Source organism: Winogradskyella sp. UBA3174 (assembly GCF_002364335.1).
In the GTDB taxonomy this organism is placed as follows: domain Bacteria; phylum Bacteroidota; class Bacteroidia; order Flavobacteriales; family Flavobacteriaceae; genus Winogradskyella.
Window position 1 is genome coordinate 53,141 of record NZ_DEXW01000043.1, and the last position, 19,748, is coordinate 72,888.

The window sequence follows — 19,748 nt, forward strand, 5'->3', positions numbered from 1 at the left end:
TTTTTTCTTCTATAAATATCGATTACTTCAAAAAAAAGAATATCTTCATTTAAATGCGTATTTATTCGATAAAGCGCATTTATCCCCTAATTGAAAGTTAACCTTATGAAACTAGAACAGTTATCTCTTACACATACTAGATGGAGACATTCAATATCTAAACTTGAGTTTTTACCTAATATTATCTTATTATTTGTATCCCCTTTATTTTTAGAAAAAAAGATATTAATATCAGAATTTATTCGACGTTTTCCTGAGGCTACAATTTTAGGTTGTTCTACAGCTGGGGAAATATCTGGAATTAATGTAATTGATGAATCTGTTTCGATGACAGCAATAAAGTTAGAGAAAACAGCTAGTAAACTAGTAAAAGTAGACGTAAAGTCTATGGATGATAGTTTTAATTCTGGTGTAGCCTTAGCTGAAAATCTACAAGCTCATAACCTTAAACATGTTTTAGTATTTAGTGATGGCCTTAATGTAAATGGAGCAGATTTGGTTTCTGGTTTAAAAAGTATTTTGCCAGAAACAAGTATTACTGGTGGTTTAGCAGGGGATGGTCCAGATTTTAATGAAACATTTGTTATTGCAAATGGTTTAATTACCGATAGGATAATTGTAGGATTGGGTTTTTATGGGGATCATTTAAAAATTGGCTATAGCTCAAAAGGTGGTTGGGACAGTTTTGGAATTGACCGATTGGTTACCAAATCTGATAATAATATTTTGTTTGAGTTAGATGGTTTACCAGCCTTAGAGCTTTATAAATCATTTTTAGGAGATAATGCTAAGAACTTACCAAGTTCAGGTTTACTATTTCCCTTAAATATGCGCGTAAATGAACATGACGCTCCTGTTGTAAGAACTATTTTGAGTGTAGATGAGGATAATCAAAGTTTAACCTTTGCTGGCAATATACCAGAAGGTGCGTTCGTAAGATTAATGAAAGCTAATGTAAATAGATTAATTTATGGAGCAGAAGATTCAGCAAGAAAGGCCTTTAATGCAACCAATGAAAATGCAGAATTAGCTATTTTAATTAGTTGTGTAGGGCGTAGATTAGTGCTTAAACAGTTGGTAGAAGAAGAAGTGGAAGTTGTTAGAGATATTATCGGTGACAAACCCAAAATTACGGGTTTCTATTCTTATGGCGAAATCGCCCCTTTCGGTGAGTTTTCTCCTTGTGAACTGCACAACCAGACAATGACAATAACAACGTTATCTGAATGTTAGACGCTAAGCTACATAGATTATTACGAAGGCAAATCTCAAATGCAGGATTTGACTCTTCGGATATAGAAAAATTTAAATCTTTTTTTGAAAATGTAGATGACGCTTACAAGAGTTTTGATGAAGATGTAAAACATATTGAAATCATATTTGAAGAAAGTTCTAATGAATTATATAAAATAAATAAAGCTTTAAAGTCTAAGGTAGATAATGTAGAAAACAAGTTAAATACTATTGTGAATACTATTGAGGGTGTTATTTTTCAGACAGATATGGCTGGTAATTTTAAATACCTTAACAAAGCTTGGGAAGAGCTAACGGGAATGCCTGTTGAGAAAGCACTTCATAAAAATTACAGGGATTTACTATTTGGTGTAAATAATAAGGAAAAAGGGAACGTCAGTAAGTTTTTGCGAGAAAAAAAGAAAAATTACAACACTTTATTTAAGTATTATAAATCTAATGGAGAAAAAATATGGGTACAATTACGTTTAGATTTAACTTACGATGTACAGGGTATACCTACAGGTACCGTTGGGACAATGTCTGATGTGACATTGCTTAAAGAAACAGAGATACAATTAAACCAAGCTAATAAAACTAAAGATGAGTTTTTGTCAACAATGTCTCACGAAATTAGAACACCGTTGAATGCAGTAATTGGCATGTCTGATATTTTGTTAATGGAAAAATTCTTACCAGAGCAGTTAGAAAACTTAAAAGTTTTAAAGTACTCTAGTGAGCATTTATTAGCTTTAATTAATGATTTATTGGATCTCAATAAATTTAAATCTGAAGAAATTAAAATTGCTGAAGATGATTTTAGCCTTTCTGAATTAACTCAGAACATTCAGTTGCACTTTAAACAAATTGCATTAAAAAAAGATTTAAATTTTGAAACTGTAATGGATAGCACTGTTCCGGCAGTTCTAAGAGGTGATAGTCTCAAGCTAACGCAGGTTTTAAAGAATTTATTGAGTAATGCATTTAAGTTTACCCATGTTGGTAGTGTCACCTTTCAGGTAGAGGTTATAGAACCGAAAATAAATAGTACTAGAATTAGGTTTAGTGTAATAGATACAGGTATAGGTGTGTCTTACGATAAACAAAAAGATATATTTAAAAGTTTTGTTCAAGCTAGTGATAAAACATCAACATTATATGGAGGTTCAGGGTTAGGATTATACATCAGTAAAGAGTTATTGAAAATTCAAAAAAGCAATTTAAAACTAGAAAGTAATGTTGGTGAAGGTTCTAAGTTTTGGTTCGATATTTCATTTAAGCATTCTAACCAAGAGTTAATTAATACACAAAGTTATGTTTCTAATACAGAGCCAATTGATTTGAAAGTATTGGTCGCAGAGGATAATACACTTAACGCATTATTATTAGGGAAGTTATTTAAAAAATGGAATGTAGATTATGTAATAGCTAAAAATGGAGAAGAACTGTTAGATGTTTTTTCTATGACGGATTTTAATTTAATTTTAATGGATTTACAAATGCCAATTTTAGATGGTTATGATACGACTAGAGTTATAAGAAAAATGAAAGATAGTTGTAAATCAATGATTCCTATTGTTGCCTTAACAGCTTTTTCAGAATCTGAAGTAGGTGATAAGATTAAACGTTATAAAATGAATGGCTATTTAAGCAAACCATTTAATGTAAACGAATTACACAAATTACTTACTTTTTATAGTAAAAAGAAACAGCAAGTAATATAAATAGTTTCTTCAAAGTTTTTATTATTTTCGGTGGATGCAAGAAGACTTTCTTCATTATATTTGGAAACATAAAGCTTTTAACGCTATAGACCTCAAAACTACAAATGGTGAGGTTGTTATTATAAGCCAATTAGGCCAACATAATCACAGTGCAGGACCAGATTTTTTCAACGCGACATTGACTATTAATAATCAACTATGGGCTGGTAATGTAGAAATTCATATAAAATCATCGGATTGGTATGTCCATAACCATCAAGTAGATTCTGCTTATGATAATGTTATTCTTCATGTCGTTTGGGAACACGATACAGAAGTGTTCAGAAAGGATAATACAGAAATTCCGACATTAGAGTTAAAGCATTATGTTAACCAAGATTTACAAAATAATTATCAAAAGTTAATTCAATCTAAGTCTTGGATTAATTGCGAAAAAGATTTTTCAGACGTTGATGATTTCTTATTAAATAATTGGTTAGAACGTTTATTTATAGAACGTCTAGAGAAAAAAGCAAAGATTATTGATTCATTTTTGAAAAGTTCTAATAATAATTGGGAGTTTGTAATGTTTAAAATGTTACTAAAAAATTTCGGACTAAAAATTAATGGTGAATCATTCTTAAGCTTAGCGAATTCAATTGATTTTTCTGTAGTAAGAAAACTTCAAAAAGATGCTTTTGACATGGAAGCTTTGCTATTTGGTCAATCAGATTTGCTTAAAGATGATATTGAAGATAGTTATTTTATAAATTTAAAGCAGCATTATGGGTTTTTAAAGCAGAAGTTTAAGTTAAACAATCAAGGTGTATTGCCTATGCAGTTCTTTAGGTTAAGACCTCCTAATTTTCCAACAATTCGTTTATCTCAGTTTGCTAACCTCTATAAAATAGAGCATCAGTTGTTCTCTAAAATCATGAGTTTAAACAAACGAGATGAGTTTTACAATTTATTTAAAAACGGTACATCCAGTTTTTGGATGACGCATTATACATTTTCTAAGACGTCTAAAGTGTCTAAAAAACTTTTAACAAAGTCATTTATAGATTTGTTAATCATTAACACAATTATTCCTTTAAAGTTTAGCTATGCTAAATCATTAGGTAAATCCATTGATGAAGATTTGTTTAACCTCATTAAAGAATTAAAAATTGAAAATAATAGGGTTGTTTCTAAGTTTTTAGATCTAAAGCCTATTGATAAATCTGCATTGAGTTCACAAGCATTATTGCAATTAAAGCACCATTATTGTGATGTAAATAAGTGCTTACAATGTGCTATAGGCAATAGTCTAATCGTTAAAAAATAAGTAACTTGCCATCATGAATCTTTTTTACGCTTTACTACATTACTTCCAGAAGCGAGGCTATTATGTTTGTCAGCGAATTGCAGAACGTTTTGGTATAAGAGCTAAGATTGTTAGAACCTCTTTTATGTATCTTACATTTGTAACTGTTGGCTTTGGATTTGCCTTATATTTATTTTTTGCTTTTTGGATTAGGATAAAAGATATCATTTACACCAAACGTTCATCAGTATTCGATTTATAACTTATGGGTAACTCGTTATTAAGACTTTTTAAATCAAAAATATATACCGCACTCATCCTACTTTTATTTGTACTCTGTGTAGGTGTTATTGGTTATAGAACCATAGCAGGTTATGAGTGGGTAGATGCTGTTTACATGACGGTAATAACCATAACGACTGTTGGCTTTGCAGAAGTTACTCCTTTAGATACTCAGTCTAAGATATTTACAATCTTCTTAATATTGGCTAGCGTTGTAATTGTAGGTTACGCCATAACAATTATTACAGAACACATTTTAAGTAAAAATAATTTTGAGGATATAAAACAACGAAAAATGCAAAAGAAAATTGATGCTATGTCTAACCACATAATCATTTGTGGATATGGGCGAAACGGAAAGCAGGCAGCCAAAAAATTATTGGCATATAATAAGCCTTTTGTAATTGTAGATAGAAACAAAGAGCTTATTGATAAATTTCAAGAAGATAATTTCCCTTATGTTTTAGGTAATGCTAATGAAGATGAAACACTTTTTGAGGCTGGTATTGAGCGTGCAAGCACTTTAATTTGTGCGTTACCAAGCGATGCAGATAATCTATTTGTAGTACTATCTGCAAGGCAAATAAATAGTGGAATGTGTATTATTAGTAGAGCATCTCAAGAGACCTCTTATGAGAAATTAAAATTAGCTGGTGCAAACAACGTTATTTTGCCAGACAGAATAGGTGGTGATCATATGGCATCTTTGGTAGTTATACCTGATTTGGTAGAGTTTATTGATAATTTAGGTATTGTTGGCGAACGTAATATTAATATAGAGGAAGTCAAAGTAGAGCAACTCTATAATTCCCGAGAGGTCAAAACCATAAAAGATTTAGATTTAAGAAAAAAAACAGGTTGTACTGTTATCGGATTTAAGGATGATAAAGGTGAATACATTGTTAATCCTGAAGCAGATACAAGGCTTATAGCTGGTTCTAAAATTATTGTTTTAGGTAGGCCAGAGCAGATAGAACGGTTAAATTCTCATTATAACATAGAATAATTGCGATATCCATTTTAACGCATAAGGCTTTAAAAACTCATTTTTTTTTAGCATCTTGTCGCCTTAAGATTATAAACTAACTAATAACTATTCCCATGAAGAAATATCTTCTATCAACCTTTGCATTATTATTACCTTTATTAAACTTTGCTAAAGAAGCTCAAGAAGTTGGTATTGACCAAAAAATAGATGAAGCTTTTGGCAGTGCAACAGGATGGTTTGTTGAATTTATTTTTTATAAAATTGATTTTGGTGGTGGTGTAGAAATCTTTTGGGTATTATTTCCATTAATTCTAGGTGCTTTATATTTTACCTTTTATTTTAAGTTTATAAATTTTAGAGGATTTTTCACCTCAGTAAATATTGTAAGAGGAAAATATGATGAATTAGATCATCACGAATCTTTAGTTGCTGCAGGTGACTCTACACCTGGTGGAGATAATATAGAAACAATTGCTGTAGAAGGCCATGATGGTGAAGTGTCGCATTTTCAAGCTTTAACAGCTGCGCTTTCAGCAACAGTAGGTCTAGGGAATATAGCCGGAGTGGCGATAGCAGTATCAATTGGTGGAGCAGGAGCAACATTTTGGATGATTGTTGCGGGCTTTCTTGGTATGGCTTCTAAGTTTGTAGAATGTACACTAGGAGTAAAGTATAGAGATATTGATGAAAACGGAACTGTCTTTGGTGGTCCGATGTACTATTTAACTAAAGGATTAAAATCTAAAGGCTTAGGAGGTTTAGGAAAAGTTTTAGCAGCTGTATTTGCTGTATTTGTTATTGGTGGCTCTTTTGGAGGCGGTAATATGTTCCAAGTAAATCAGGCAGCGCAATTATTTGAGCATATGACTGGTGGAGAAGAATCATTTATAAATGGATACCGTTGGGTATTTGGTTTGGTGATGGCAGTTCTAGTTGGTATTGTAATTATTGGAGGCATAAAGAAAATCGCGAAAGTTACAGATAAGATTGTACCATTCATGGTTGTTATATATGTTGCAGCTTCACTCTTTGTAATCATAGCTAATTATGATATGGTCGGAGATGCTTTTGCACAAATATTCAATGGAGCTTTTAACCCAGAAGGTGTTGCAGGTGGAGCTATTGGTGTTTTAGTTCAAGGATTTAGAAGAGCAGCTTTTTCAAACGAAGCAGGTGTAGGTTCAGCATCTATAGCACACTCAGCAGTAAAAACTAAATATGCAGCTTCAGAAGGCTTAGTAGCTTTGTTGGAGCCGTTTATTGATACTGTTGTGGTTTGTACTATGACGGCTTTAGTCTTAGTCATAACAGGAAATGTAACTTCAGCTAATGCAGGTTTAAATGATGCTGATGCGATCTTACTTACTTCAGGAGCGTTTGAGTCTGTTATATCATGGTTTCCGTACGTACTTACTATTGCAGTTGTATTATTTGCATTTAGTACTATGATTTCTTGGTCGTATTACGGTTATCAAGGTTGGGCTTATTTATTCGGAAGAACAAAAAAAATGGAGTATACATATAAAGTTTTATTTTGTTTATTTGTAATTGTAGGAGCTTCAATTAGCTTAGGTTCTGTAATAGGATTCTCAGATGCAATGATTTTTGCGATGATGGTGCCAAATATGATAGGTCTAGTAATTCTTGCACCTAATGTAAAAGTAGAATTAAAAAAATATATGGATGCTATAAAAGCGAGAAAGTCTTAAGCATAAAAATAAAGTTATATGAAATCTCACTTCCAGTTTACTAATAAACAACGAAGTGGGATTTTTTTATTACTGCTTATTATTGTAGCTCTGCAATGTTTTTATCTGTACGGTTTTAATTTCTCTAAAGATTTAGTTCCTAATAATGAGGATGAATTAAATATATTTAAAAAGGAATTAGATTCTTTAAGGCTAATAGAAATAGAAAATTCTAAACCAAAAATTTATCCCTTTAATCCAAATTACATAACAGATTATAAAGGTTATACTCTAGGTATGACCAATGAAGAAATAGATAGGTTGCATAAATTTAGAGCTACTAATCAATGGGTTAATTCTTCAAAAGACTTTCAGAAGGTTACTGAAGTTTCAGATTCACTTTTAACTAAGATTTCACCGTATTTTAAATTTCCAGAATGGGTAACAAACCCAAAACCAAAGTCTCAAGGTTATAGTAACTCTTATTCAAGCTCCAAAACGCTAAAAACTTATGCTCAAAAAATTGATTTGAATATTGCCACAGCAATTCAATTGAAGAAAGTCTATGGAGTAGGAGAAAAACTCTCTGAGCGTATTATTGTTTATAGAAATAAATTTAAAGGAGGTTTTGTTTCAGAGGCACAGCTTATTGATGTTTACGGTTTAACAACAGAAGTTATTGAGCGTATTAAAAATGACTTTACTGTAAAAACACCAAGAGTTATTAAAAAGTATAATTTAAACACTGCCACTCGCGACGAGTTGGTTACTATTCAGTATATAGATTACGAAATTGCTAAGAACATTATCGAAGAAAGAACACTTAGAAGTGGTTTTAAAAAGTTGAATGATTTAACAAAAGTTGAAGATTTTCCAATCAATAAAATCGAGATAATTAAGTTATATTTGCATCTATAACAAACTACAATAGATGTCTAATTTATATTTCACAGAAGAGCATAATTTATTTAGGGAAAGTCTAAGAGATTTTCTTCAAAAAGAGGTTGTTCCACATATTGATAAATGGGAAGAAACAGGTCATATAGAACGTTTTATCTGGAAGAAATTCGGTGATATGGGCTACTTTGGTTTGGCAACACCAGAAGATTATGGTGGATTAGACTTAGATCTATTTTACACTGTAATTTTTCTTGAAGAAATGCAACGTATCAATTCTGGAGGCTTTGCTGCAGCTATGTGGGCACATGCTTATTTAGCAATGACGCATTTGAATAAAGAAGGAAATCATGAGCAGAAAGAAAAATATTTAACACCAAGTGCGTTAGGTGATGCAATAGGATGTCTTTGTATTACAGAGCCTTTTGGTGGTAGTGATGTTGCAGGTATGCGAACAACGGCTGTAAAAAAAGGAGATACTTACGTCGTTAATGGTTCTAAAACATTTATAACTAATGGTGTCTACAGTGATTACTTAATTGTAGCTGCTAAGACAAGTCCAGAATTAGGAAATAAAGGGATTAGTATTTTTGTTATGGATAGAGATACACCAGGTATTTCTGCAACAAAATTAGATAAGTTAGGTTGGCGAGCTTCAGATACTGGAGAGATTGCTTTTGATAACGTAAAAATCCCAGCTTCAAATTTAATGGGAGATGAAGATCAAGGTTTTCCATACATAATGCAGCATTTTGCTTTAGAGCGTTTAATTATGGGCGTTAATGCACATGCAAGAGCTGAATATGCTTTAGAGTATGCAAAACAATACATGAGTGAACGTACAGCTTTCGGTAGAACGATAAATAAATTTCAAGCATTAAGACATACATACGCTGATTGCGAAACGCAAATGGAAATTTGTAAGCAATTTAACTACTATGTTGCTAAACGTCTAGATATGGGTGATTATGTTGTAAAAGAAGCAACAATGTCTAAATTACAATCTACTAAAATGGCTGACGATGTTATTTATCAATGCCTTCAGTTTTTAGGTGGTTATGGTTATATGGAAGAATATCCATTAGCGCGTATGGCTAGAGATAGTCGTTTAGGGCCAATAGGTGGTGGTACTTCAGAAATCTTAAAAGAGATTATTGCCAAGATGGTAATTGATGAAAAGGATTATAAGCCTGCGACTTAGTATTATAAATTTTAAAATAAAAAATCCTGCTCAAAGCAGGATTTTTTATTTGTAATTCTGTTTAGTCTAGGAACAAATTACTACTTTTAATAAGTTAAGCCAATTAAATGAATCTAAAAGCATTTTCTGATTACTTGTTATTAGAGAAAACATACTCTAAACATACCGCTTTGGCATACATTAGAGATTTAGAATCATTTCAAGATTTTTTAAACAATAATCACAATTCAATAAGTATTTTTAAATCAGGTTATTCCGAAATAAGACAATGGATTGTAGGATTGGTTAATACTAAAATATCAAATAGAACCATCAATAGAAAAGTATCTTCATTAAATGCATATTATAAGTTTTTATTAAAAATAGAAGTAATAAAAGCGAATCCATTAAAACAGCATAAAGCCCTAAAAGTCAGTAAAAAAGTACAGTTACCTTTTTCTGAGGAAGAATTGAGACAAGTGCTTAACGAATCTATTGAAATATATGATTTTGAAAGTGCTAGAGATCATTTAATCATTGAGTTATTTTATGCAACAGGAATAAGGCGCATAGAGTTAGTTAATTTAAAGCTAGAAGATATTGATTTACAAAGTAAACAACTTAAAGTTTTAGGTAAGCGAAATAAAGAGCGTTACATTCCTATAATAGATGTTTTGTTAAATTCTATACTAGTATATATAAACTATCGTTCACAGTTAACGATTATTAAAGACGAGGATAGTCTGTTTTTAACAAAAATTGGTCTTAAAATTTACGAAAAACTTGTTTACAGAATTATAAATAAGTATTTTAGTGTAGTGTCTTCAAAAATTAAATGTAGCCCTCATGTTTTAAGGCATTCGTTTGCTACACACTTATTAAATGGAGGTGCAGATTTAAATGCAGTAAAAGAACTTCTTGGTCATACAAGTTTGGCGGCAACTCAGGTATATACGCATAACAGTATAGAAGAACTGAAAAAGGTTTACGCTAAATCTCATCCAAGAAATGAAAGTTAGCTTATTGTATATAATATAGAGTGGTATTTAACTGACCGGTTATTACTAATTTTTAATTTAAATTATAAAGTCTATGAAAGTAAACACCCAATCCGTAAATTTTTCGGCAGATCAGAAGTTGATTGATTTTATTCAAAAGAGAATGGATAAACTCGATATGTTTTATGATAAAATAATTCAGTCAGATATTTATTTAAAGGTTGAGAACACAAGAGATAAAGAAAATAAAATTTTTGAAGCTAAAGTAAGTGTTCCAGGCGACAGCTTTGTGGTAAAGAAACAATGTAAAACCTTTGAAGAAGGTGCTGATTCTGCGATTGCATCACTAGAAAGACAAATCAAAAAAAGAAAAGAAAAATTAAGAGCACATAGCTAGATAAAATTTTTTCAAAAATGTTTTGAATAATTAAATAAAACACTACATTTGCAGTCCGTTAGAAATAGCGGACTTTTTTATGGTCATTTTTTGACTGCTAAAAAGTAAATAAAAGCCGATGTAGCTCAGCTGGCTAGAGCAGCTGATTTGTAATCAGCAGGTCGTGGGTTCGAGTCCCTCCATCGGCTCTTTAAAGTTTTTTTTTTAATAACTAAAATTGACTTTAAAATTTGAAATATTGATAAATTGGGGAGATACTCAAGCGGCCAACGAGGGCAGACTGTAAATCTGCTGACTACGTCTTCGCAGGTTCGAATCCTGCTCTCCCCACTAATATTTTGGAAATCTTACCTTTTTAGGGAGGTAAATCAAAATATATAATTGAAGAGTCATCTTCATAAACTTGCCTAGTTTTAAGAGTGAGTTGAAAAAAATATGAAATTTGAAATATTGAAACCATTAATTAAGGTGACTTAATTATAAATAAGCGAGAGTAGCTCAGTTGGTAGAGCGTCAGCCTTCCAAGCTGAATGTCGCCGGTTCGAACCCGGTCTCTCGCTCAAATTTTTGCGAAGGCAGAAATCTCATTATTGATAATGAGAATTTAAACACTTTACGCCGGTGTAGCTCAGGGGTAGAGCGTTTCCTTGGTAAGGAAGAGGTCACGAGTTCAAATCTCGTCATTGGCTCTTTTTTCTAAGAAGATTAGAATTAATAATTGAACACTAATATAAATAAGATTAAATAAATTAAACATGGCAAAGGCAACTTTCGATCGTTCAAAACCACACTTAAACATTGGTACTATTGGACACGTAGATCACGGTAAAACAACTTTAACTGCTGCTATTACTAAAGTATTAGCTGATGCAGGTTTTTCTGAAGCAAGATCATTTGATCAAATTGATAACGCACCAGAAGAAAAAGAAAGAGGTATAACAATTAATACTTCGCACGTAGAATATGCAACAGCAAATCGTCATTACGCCCACGTTGACTGTCCAGGTCACGCGGATTACGTAAAGAACATGGTTACTGGTGCTGCTCAAATGGATGGAGCTATATTGGTTGTTGCGGCAACAGATGGACCTATGCCACAAACTCGTGAGCACATTTTACTTGGTCGTCAGGTAGGTATTCCTCGTATGGTTGTATTCATGAATAAAGTGGATATGGTTGATGACGAAGAATTACTTGAATTAGTAGATATGGAGATTAGAGATTTATTATCATTCTATGAGTATGATGGTGATAATGGACCTGTAATAGCTGGTTCTGCTTTAGGAGCACTTAACGGTGAGAAAAAATGGGTAGATACGGTATTAGAATTAATGGAGTCTGTTGATACATGGATTGAAGAGCCAGTACGTGATATGGACAAGCCTTTCTTAATGCCAATTGAAGATGTATTCTCAATTACTGGTCGTGGTACTGTTGCAACTGGTCGTATTGAAACTGGTGTTGGTAATACCGGTGATCCAGTTGAGATTATTGGTATGGGTGCTGAGAAATTAACATCTACTATTACTGGTATTGAAATGTTCCGTCAAATTTTAGATAGAGGTGAAGCTGGTGATAATGCAGGTATCTTATTAAGAGGTATTGAGAAGTCTCAAATATCTAGAGGTATGGTTATTTGTAAGCCAGGATCTGTAACACCACATGCTAAATTTAAAGCAGAGGTTTACGTTCTTAAGAAAGAAGAAGGAGGTCGTCACACACCATTTCATAATAACTATCGTCCACAGTTTTACGTTCGTACAACTGATGTAACAGGAAATATAATGCTCCCTGATGGAGTTGAAATGGTAATGCCAGGTGATAACTTGACAATTACAGTTGATTTAATTCAAGCGATTGCAATGAATGTAGGTTTGCGTTTTGCTATCCGTGAAGGTGGTAGAACAGTAGGTGCAGGTCAGGTTACTGAGATTTTAGACTAAACAAATTATAGATAAATAATTATTTAAGGTGTCCCGAAAAATCGGGATGCCTTGATTATTATTTACGGGTTTAGCTCAGTTGGTAGAGCACTGGTCTCCAAAACCAGGTGTCGTGAGTTCGAGTCTCGCAACCCGTGCTACAAAAAAATATATTAAAAGATCTAATGTGTCTTTTTAATTAGAATAATTTAATCAAATGGCAGGAATAATAACATACGTAAAAGAATCTTTTGGAGAATTAAAGAATAATGTTTCATGGACTCCTTGGCCAGAAGCGCAGAGACTAACTGTTGTTGTAGCTGTGTTTTCAATTATTTTTTCGTTAGCTATTTGGGGTGTTGATACTGTATTCAGTAGAGCTGTAAAAGCTTATTTTGCTTGGATTAACTAAACAATATATTAACAAAGATATGTCTGATAAAGCAGAAAATAAGAAGTGGTATGTTGTTAGGGCTGTTAGCGGTCAAGAGAATAAGATAAAGGCTTATATAGAAAATGAAATTTCTAGATTAGGACTAGAGGATTTTGTTGATCAGGTTTTGGTGCCAACAGAGCGTGTAGTTCAAATTCGAAAGGGTAAGAAGGTACATAAAGAAAAAGTGTTTTTCCCAGGATATATAATGGTTCAGGCTAATTTAGCTGGTGAAGTTCCTCATATAATTAAATCTATTACTAATGTAATTGGATTTTTAGGTGAAACAAAAGGCGGTGATCCTGTGCCTTTGAGACAATCTGAAGTTAACAGAATGTTAGGTAAAGTAGATGAGTTAGCAATAGAAGCTGATGCTAATGTTGCAATACCATTCACAAAAGGAGAAACTGTGAAAGTTATTGATGGACCGTTTAATGGTTTTGATGGAACTATCGAGAAGATTAATGAAGAAAAACGTAAGCTTGAAGTAATGGTTAAGATTTTCGGTAGAAAAACACCATTAGAATTAAGTTACATGCAAGTAGAGAAATTATAATAATTGTTACAATAAATAAAGAGTTACTATCTAAGCTTCAAAAATTAGTTAGTAGCATTAAATTTTAAAAAATGGCAAAAGAACTAGACAAAATAGTTAAGTTACAAGTTCGGGGAGGTGCAGCGAATCCATCGCCACCGGTTGGACCCGCTTTAGGTGCCGCTGGAGTTAATATCATGGAGTTCTGTAAGCAGTTTAATGCTAGAACTCAAGATAAACAAGGTAAAATTTTACCTGTGGCAATCTCAGTTTACAAAGACAAATCTTTTGAATTTGTAATTAAGACTCCACCAGCAGCAGTACAATTATTAGAAGCGGCCAAAGTAAAGAAAGGATCAGGAGAACCAAACCGACGTAAAGTAGCAAAAGTAACTTGGGATCAAGTAAAAACTATTGCTGAGGACAAAATGGTAGATTTAAATGCGTTCGAAATCGGATCAGCTATGAAAATGGTTGCCGGTACAGCAAGATCTATGGGTATCACTGTTAAAGGAGGAGAAGCTCCAAACTAAATTTTTAGAAATGGCAAGATTAACAAAGAAGCAAAAAGAAGCGAGAGCTAAAGTTGATAAAAACAAGGTTTATTCGGTAGAAGAAGCTACAGCTTTACTAAAAGAAATTACATACACAAAGTTTGACGCTTCAGTAGATTTAGCAGTTAGACTAGGTGTAGATCCACGTAAAGCCAATCAAATGGTACGTGGTGTTGTTTCTTTACCACACGGAACAGGTAAAGATATGAAGGTTCTTGCATTGGTAACTCCAGACAAAGAAGAAGAAGCTAAAGCAGCAGGCGCTGATTATGTTGGGCTAGATGAATACTTACAGAAAATAAAAGAAGGTTGGACAGATGTTGACGTTATCGTTACTATGCCAAGCATTATGGGTAAGTTAGGACCATTAGGTAGAGTATTAGGACCAAGAGGTCTTATGCCAAACCCTAAGACTGGTACGGTAACTATGGATGTAGCTAAAGCAGTTACAGAAGTTAAAGCCGGTAAAATTGATTTTAAAGTAGATAAAACAGGTATCGTTCACGCACCAATAGGCAAGGCGTCATTTACTGCTGATAAACTATTAGATAACGCTAACGAGTTGTTAACTACATTGATGAAGTTGAAGCCTACTGCGTCAAAGGGTACTTATGTAAAAAGCATTTACATGTCTAGTACAATGAGTCCAAGTATAGCAATAGACACAAAAATAGGATAGTAGTTAAACTTAGAATATTATGACAAGAGAAGAGAAATCCGTAGTAATTGGAGAGTTGACTACTCAATTGGCAGATAATGCAAATATCTATTTAACAGATATTTCAGGATTAGATGCAGCGACGACTTCAAGATTAAGAAGAGCATGTTACAAATCTAACATTAAGTTAGCCGTAGTTAAGAATACACTTTTAGAGAAGGCAATGGAAGCATCGGACAGAGATTTCGGTGATTTACCTACTATTTTAAAAGGAAATACATCAGTAATGTATTCTGAAACAGGTAATGGTCCAGCTAAAGTAATTAAAGAATTCCGTAAAAAATCTGATAAGCCCTTATTAAAAGGTGCTTTTATAGAGGAGTCTATTTACATTGGTGATGATTTACTTGATGCATTAGTTGATATTAAGTCTAGAGAAGAACTTATTGGCGAAATTGTAGGTTTATTACAGTCACCAGCTAAGAATGTAATCTCAGCACTTAAATCTAGCGGAGGAACAATCGCTGGTATCGTTAAAACATTATCTGAGAGATAAGGATAATTTAGAAGCACACACACACTAGAAAATTATATTATAACACACATTATTAAAACATTAAAAAAATGGCAGATTTAAAAGATTTCGCAGAACAATTAGTTAACTTAACAGTTAAAGAAGTTAACGAGTTAGCAACTATATTAAAAGATGAGTACGGTATTGAGCCTGCTGCTGCTGCAGTAGCTATGGCTGGTCCTGCTGCAGGTGGTGGAGACGCTGTTGAAGAGCAAACTGAATTTGATGTAATCCTTAAAGCCGCTGGTGGTTCTAAATTAGCAGTTGTAAAATTAGTTAAAGAATTAACAGGTTTAGGATTAAAAGAAGCTAAAGGTTTAGTTGATGATGCACCAAGTGCTATCAAAGAAGGTGTTTCTAAAGATGAAGCAGAAGCTTTAAAGTCTTCTTTAGAAGAAGCTGGAGCTGAGGTTGAGCTTAAGTAAGCTTACTTAAGCTACAACATATGGTTTAGGTCTAGAGTAATACTCTAAGACCTAAACCCTTTTGTGTATATAAACGTTATATGCATTTATTAGTTTTTTTAATAAAAATCTCGTTCATCAATGTTAGCAAAAAAGGCTGAAAGAATTAATTTCTCTTCTATTGTAAATAGGACAGATTACCCCGACTTTTTGGATATCCAAATTAAATCCTTTCAGGATTTTTTCCAATTAGATACAAAGTCAGAAGAAAGGGGTACTGAAGGTTTATACAACACCTTCATGGAGAACTTCCCAATTACAGATACACGTAATCAATTCGTACTAGAATTTTTAGATTACTTTATTGATCCACCAAGATACTCTATAGAAGAATGTATCGAAAGAGGATTAACTTACAGTGTGCCTCTAAAAGCAAGATTGAAGTTGTATTGTACAGATCCAGAACATGAGGATTTCGAAACAATCGTTCAAGATGTTTATTTAGGTACTATTCCATACATGACTCCGAGTGGCACATTTTGCATCAATGGTGCAGAACGTGTTGTGGTTTCTCAATTGCACAGGTCACCTGGTGTGTTTTTTAGCCAGTCTTTTCATGCAAATGGGACAAAGTTATATTCAGCAAGAGTAATTCCTTTTAAAGGATCTTGGATAGAATTTGCTACTGATATTAATCAGGTAATGTATGCTTACATTGATAGAAAGAAAAAGTTACCAGTAACTACGCTTTTTCGTGCAATTGGATTTGAGCGTGATAAAGATATTTTAGAGATTTTTGACCTTGCTGAAGAAGTAAAGGTTTCTAAATCTGGATTAAAGAAAGTTATCGGTCGTAAACTAGCTGCACGTGTTTTAAATACATGGCACGAAGATTTCGTTGATGAAGATACAGGTGAAGTTGTATCTATTGAGCGTAATGAAATTGTTTTAGATCGTGATACAGTAATAGATAAAGATAATATAGAAGAAATTCTTGAAGCTGAAGTAAAAACTATTCTTTTACATAAAGAAGGTGCACAGCAAGGGGATTACGCAATTATTCATAATACATTGCAGAAGGATCCAACAAACTCTGAAAAAGAAGCTGTTGAACATATCTACCGTCAACTACGTAATGCTGAGCCGCCAGATGAGGAGACAGCGCGTGGTATTATTGACAAGTTATTCTTCTCTGATCAACGTTACTCTTTAGGTGAAGTAGGTCGTTATAGAATGAATAAGAAACTACAGTTAGATATCGGAATGGACAAACAAGTTTTGACCAAACTAGATATTATAACGATTATAAAATATTTAATTGAACTTATCAACTCTAAGGCAGAGATAGATGATATTGATCACTTATCTAACCGACGTGTACGTACTGTTGGTGAGCAACTATCATCTCAGTTTGGTGTTGGTTTAGCGCGTATGGCACGTACTATTCGTGAACGTATGAATGTTCGTGATAACGAAGTTTTTACTCCTATTGATTTAATTAATGCTAAGACTTTATCGTCTGTTATTAATTCATTCTTTGGTACAAATCAGTTATCTCAATTTATGGATCAAACGAATCCTCTTGCAGAGATTACACACAAGCGTCGTCTTTCAGCATTAGGACCAGGTGGTTTATCTAGAGAAAGAGCAGGTTTCGAAGTACGTGATGTTCACTATACACACTATGGGCGTTTATGTCCTATTGAAACACCTGAAGGGCCAAATATTGGTTTAATATCATCTTTATCTTGTTTTGCGAAAGTGAATCCTATGGGCTTCATTGAAACACCATATAGAAAAGTTGAAAATGGTGTTGTTGATATTAAAAACACACCAATATATCTAAGTGCCGAAGAGGAGGAAGATATGTTAATTGCTCAAGCAACTATTAAAGTTGATGAAAAAGGTAAAATATTAGCTGATAAAATTATCTCTCGTCAAGAAGGTGATTTCCCAGTAATTGAACCTACAAGTGTAAATTATACGGATGTTGCTCCAAATCAAATTGCATCGATTTCTGCATCTTTAATTCCATTCTTGGAACATGATGATGCCAATCGTGCATTAATGGGGTCTAACATGATGCGTCAGGCTGTACCATTATTACGTCCTGAAGCACCAATTGTTGGAACTGGTTTAGAACGCCAAGTAGCATCAGATTCTAGAGTATTAATAAATGCTGAAGGAGCTGGTACTGTTGAGTATGTAGATGCTGAAAAAGTAACTATTAAGTACGAACGTACTGAGGAAGCAGGAATGGTAAGCTTTGAAAGCGATACCAAAACTTATCCTTTAGTAAAGTTTAGAAAAACAAACCAAGGAACGTCTATCAACTTAAAGCCAATCGTTGAGAAAGGGGATAAAGTCGCTAAAGGTCAAGTACTTTGTGAAGGTTATGCTACAGAAAATGGTGAGTTAGCTCTTGGTAGAAATATGAAAGTAGCCTTTATGCCTTGGAAAGGGTATAACTTTGAGGATGCAATTGTAATTTCTGAAAAGGTAGTTAGAGAAGATGTATTTACATCTATACATATCGATGAGTATTCATTAGAAGTTAGAGATACTAAATTAGGTAATGAAGAATTAACTAATGATATTCCTAACGTTTCTGAAGAAGCAACTAAAGATTTAGATGAAAATGGTATGATTCGCATTGGTGCAGAAATCAAACCAGGTGATATTTTAATCGGTAAGATTACACCAAAAGGTGAATCAGATCCTACACCAGAAGAAAAACTTTTACGTGCTATCTTTGGAGATAAAGCAGGTGATGTAAAAGATGCATCTTTAAAGGCATCCCCTTCATTAAACGGTGTTGTTATAGATAAGAAATTATTTGCAAGAGCAGTTAAAGACAAAAGAAAGAGAGCTCAAGATAAAGAAGATATCGAAGCATTAGAAAATGCATATGATAATCGTTTTGACGAACTACAGGTAGTTTTAGTTGATAAACTGTTTGCTATCGTAAACGGAAAAACGGCTCAAGGTATCTATAATGATCTAGGTGAAGAAATTATACCAAAAGGAAAAAAGTATACTTTAAAGATGTTAAATGCTGTAGATGATTACACGCACTTAACTTCAGGAAAATGGACAACTGACGATCACACCAATGAAATGGTGGCAGATTTAATCCATAACTATAAAATCAAAGAAAATGATCTTCAAGGTTCATTAAGACGTGAGAAGTTTACGATTTCTGTAGGTGATGAGTTACCAGCAGGTATTATTAAATTAGCTAAGGTTTATATCGCTAAAAAGCGTAAACTTAAAGTTGGTGATAAAATGGCAGGACGTCACGGTAACAAAGGTATTGTTGCTCGTATTGTTCGCCAAGAAGATATGCCTTTCTTAGAGGATGGAACTCCAGTTGATATTGTGTTAAATCCCCTTGGTGTACCTTCTCGTATGAATATTGGTCAGATATATGAAACCGTTTTAGGTTGGGCTGGTCAAGATTTAGGAAGAACATATGCAACACCAATTTTTGATGGAGCTACTTTAGATCAGATTAATGAATATACAGATGAAGCTGGTATTCCTAGATTTGGTCATACGTATCTTTATGATGGTGGAACGGGTGATCGTTTTGATCAACCAGCAACAGTTGGTGTGATTTATATGATTAAACTTGGTCACATGATTGATGATAAGATGCACGCGCGTTCTATCGGACCATACTCATTAATTACGCAACAACCATTAGGTGGTAAAGCACAATTTGGTGGTCAGCGTTTTGGTGAAATGGAGGTTTGGGCACTTGAGGCTTATGGAGCATCTAGTACACTACGTGAGATCCTAACTGTAAAATCAGATGATGTTATTGGTAGAGCTAAAACTTACGAAGCAATCGTTAAGGGAGAGCCAATGCCAGAACCAGGACTACCAGAATCGTTCAACGTACTTATGCACGAATTGAAAGGTTTATGTTTAGATATTAGATTAGAAGAATAAATTTAGGTGAGCACGTAACAGTTTTGGTTTTTCTAAAACTGT

The 19,748-nt window shown here is 33.3% G+C and carries 18 protein-coding genes and 5 tRNA genes; all 23 read left to right on the forward strand.

Features of this window, described 5'->3' with window-relative positions; translation table 11 throughout:
* The first annotated feature begins 105 nt into the window (after positions 1 to 105).
* The 23 genes from B2U95_RS07280 (at position 106) to rpoB (ending at position 19,706) form a co-directional block, all read left to right on the forward strand.
* Entirely contained in the window at positions 106 to 1,233 is a 1,128-nt protein-coding gene (locus tag B2U95_RS07280) for an FIST signal transduction protein (RefSeq protein ID WP_296314291.1), read from the forward strand.
* Entirely contained in the window at positions 1,227 to 2,957 is a 1,731-nt protein-coding gene (locus B2U95_RS07285) for a PAS domain-containing hybrid sensor histidine kinase/response regulator (protein WP_296314293.1), read from the forward strand. The genes B2U95_RS07280 and B2U95_RS07285 overlap by 7 nt, the downstream gene beginning before the upstream one ends.
* A gap of 34 nt (positions 2,958 to 2,991) precedes the next feature.
* Entirely contained in the window at positions 2,992 to 4,263 is a 1,272-nt protein-coding gene (locus tag B2U95_RS07290; RefSeq protein ID WP_296314296.1) for a DUF2851 family protein, read from the forward strand.
* A 13-nt stretch (positions 4,264 to 4,276) separates the two neighbouring features.
* Complete coding sequence (locus B2U95_RS07295; RefSeq protein ID WP_296314299.1) at positions 4,277 to 4,504, forward strand: PspC domain-containing protein; 228 nt, start codon at positions 4,277 to 4,279, stop codon at positions 4,502 to 4,504.
* Positions 4,505 to 4,507: 3 nt separating this feature from the next.
* A complete protein-coding gene (locus B2U95_RS07300; RefSeq protein WP_296314302.1) occupies positions 4,508 to 5,530 on the forward strand; it encodes a potassium channel family protein in 1,023 nt (340 codons plus the stop codon).
* 95 nt (positions 5,531 to 5,625) lie between these two features.
* Positions 5,626 to 7,221 carry an alanine/glycine:cation symporter family protein gene (locus tag B2U95_RS07305; RefSeq protein WP_296314303.1) on the forward strand — a complete coding sequence of 532 codons (1,596 nt, stop codon included), beginning with the start codon at positions 5,626 to 5,628 and terminating at the stop codon, positions 7,219 to 7,221.
* An 18-nt stretch (positions 7,222 to 7,239) separates the two neighbouring features.
* Positions 7,240 to 8,118 carry a ComEA family DNA-binding protein gene (locus tag B2U95_RS07310; protein WP_296314306.1) on the forward strand — a complete coding sequence of 293 codons (879 nt, stop codon included), beginning with the start codon at positions 7,240 to 7,242 and terminating at the stop codon, positions 8,116 to 8,118.
* Positions 8,119 to 8,131: 13 nt separating this feature from the next.
* On the forward strand, positions 8,132 to 9,298 hold the full coding sequence (locus B2U95_RS07315; protein WP_296314310.1) for an acyl-CoA dehydrogenase family protein: 1,167 nt from the start codon (positions 8,132 to 8,134) through the stop codon (positions 9,296 to 9,298).
* Between the two features lie 107 nt (positions 9,299 to 9,405).
* A complete protein-coding gene (locus tag B2U95_RS07320; protein WP_296314312.1) occupies positions 9,406 to 10,296 on the forward strand; it encodes a tyrosine-type recombinase/integrase in 891 nt (296 codons plus the stop codon).
* A gap of 73 nt (positions 10,297 to 10,369) precedes the next feature.
* Entirely contained in the window at positions 10,370 to 10,672 is a 303-nt protein-coding gene (gene hpf / locus B2U95_RS07325) for a ribosome hibernation-promoting factor, HPF/YfiA family (RefSeq protein WP_296314314.1), read from the forward strand.
* A 114-nt stretch (positions 10,673 to 10,786) separates the two neighbouring features.
* A tRNA-Thr gene (locus B2U95_RS07330) sits at positions 10,787 to 10,860 on the forward strand.
* A 60-nt stretch (positions 10,861 to 10,920) separates the two neighbouring features.
* Positions 10,921 to 11,002 (forward strand) — tRNA-Tyr (locus B2U95_RS07335).
* Positions 11,003 to 11,159: 157 nt separating this feature from the next.
* Positions 11,160 to 11,232: transfer RNA gene (locus tag B2U95_RS07340), tRNA-Gly, on the forward strand.
* Between the two features lie 57 nt (positions 11,233 to 11,289).
* A tRNA-Thr gene (locus tag B2U95_RS07345) sits at positions 11,290 to 11,361 on the forward strand.
* Positions 11,362 to 11,427: 66 nt separating this feature from the next.
* The gene (tuf, locus tag B2U95_RS07350) at positions 11,428 to 12,615 is read left to right on the forward strand and encodes an elongation factor Tu (RefSeq protein ID WP_296314317.1); all 1,188 of its coding nucleotides are present in this window, start codon (positions 11,428 to 11,430) and stop codon (positions 12,613 to 12,615) included.
* A 64-nt stretch (positions 12,616 to 12,679) separates the two neighbouring features.
* Positions 12,680 to 12,752 (forward strand) — tRNA-Trp (locus B2U95_RS07355).
* A 59-nt stretch (positions 12,753 to 12,811) separates the two neighbouring features.
* The gene (gene secE, locus B2U95_RS07360; RefSeq protein WP_296314320.1) at positions 12,812 to 13,006 is read left to right on the forward strand and encodes a preprotein translocase subunit SecE; all 195 of its coding nucleotides are present in this window, start codon (positions 12,812 to 12,814) and stop codon (positions 13,004 to 13,006) included.
* Positions 13,007 to 13,025: 19 nt separating this feature from the next.
* Positions 13,026 to 13,583, forward strand: coding sequence for a transcription termination/antitermination protein NusG (gene nusG / locus B2U95_RS07365; RefSeq protein ID WP_296314323.1), 558 nt, complete (start codon positions 13,026 to 13,028; stop codon positions 13,581 to 13,583).
* Positions 13,584 to 13,654: 71 nt separating this feature from the next.
* Positions 13,655 to 14,095, forward strand: a complete 441-nt coding sequence (gene rplK, locus B2U95_RS07370) for a 50S ribosomal protein L11 (protein ID WP_296314327.1) — start codon at positions 13,655 to 13,657, stop codon at positions 14,093 to 14,095.
* 10 nt (positions 14,096 to 14,105) lie between these two features.
* Complete coding sequence (gene rplA, locus B2U95_RS07375; RefSeq protein ID WP_296314330.1) at positions 14,106 to 14,795, forward strand: 50S ribosomal protein L1; 690 nt, start codon at positions 14,106 to 14,108, stop codon at positions 14,793 to 14,795.
* Between the two features lie 19 nt (positions 14,796 to 14,814).
* The gene (gene rplJ, locus B2U95_RS07380; RefSeq protein WP_296314333.1) at positions 14,815 to 15,330 is read left to right on the forward strand and encodes a 50S ribosomal protein L10; all 516 of its coding nucleotides are present in this window, start codon (positions 14,815 to 14,817) and stop codon (positions 15,328 to 15,330) included.
* A gap of 68 nt (positions 15,331 to 15,398) precedes the next feature.
* Positions 15,399 to 15,773, forward strand: coding sequence for a 50S ribosomal protein L7/L12 (gene rplL, locus B2U95_RS07385; protein WP_296314335.1), 375 nt, complete (start codon positions 15,399 to 15,401; stop codon positions 15,771 to 15,773).
* Between the two features lie 120 nt (positions 15,774 to 15,893).
* Positions 15,894 to 19,706 carry a DNA-directed RNA polymerase subunit beta gene (gene rpoB, locus B2U95_RS07390; protein ID WP_296314336.1) on the forward strand — a complete coding sequence of 1,271 codons (3,813 nt, stop codon included), beginning with the start codon at positions 15,894 to 15,896 and terminating at the stop codon, positions 19,704 to 19,706.
* Positions 19,707 to 19,748 lie beyond the last annotated feature (42 nt).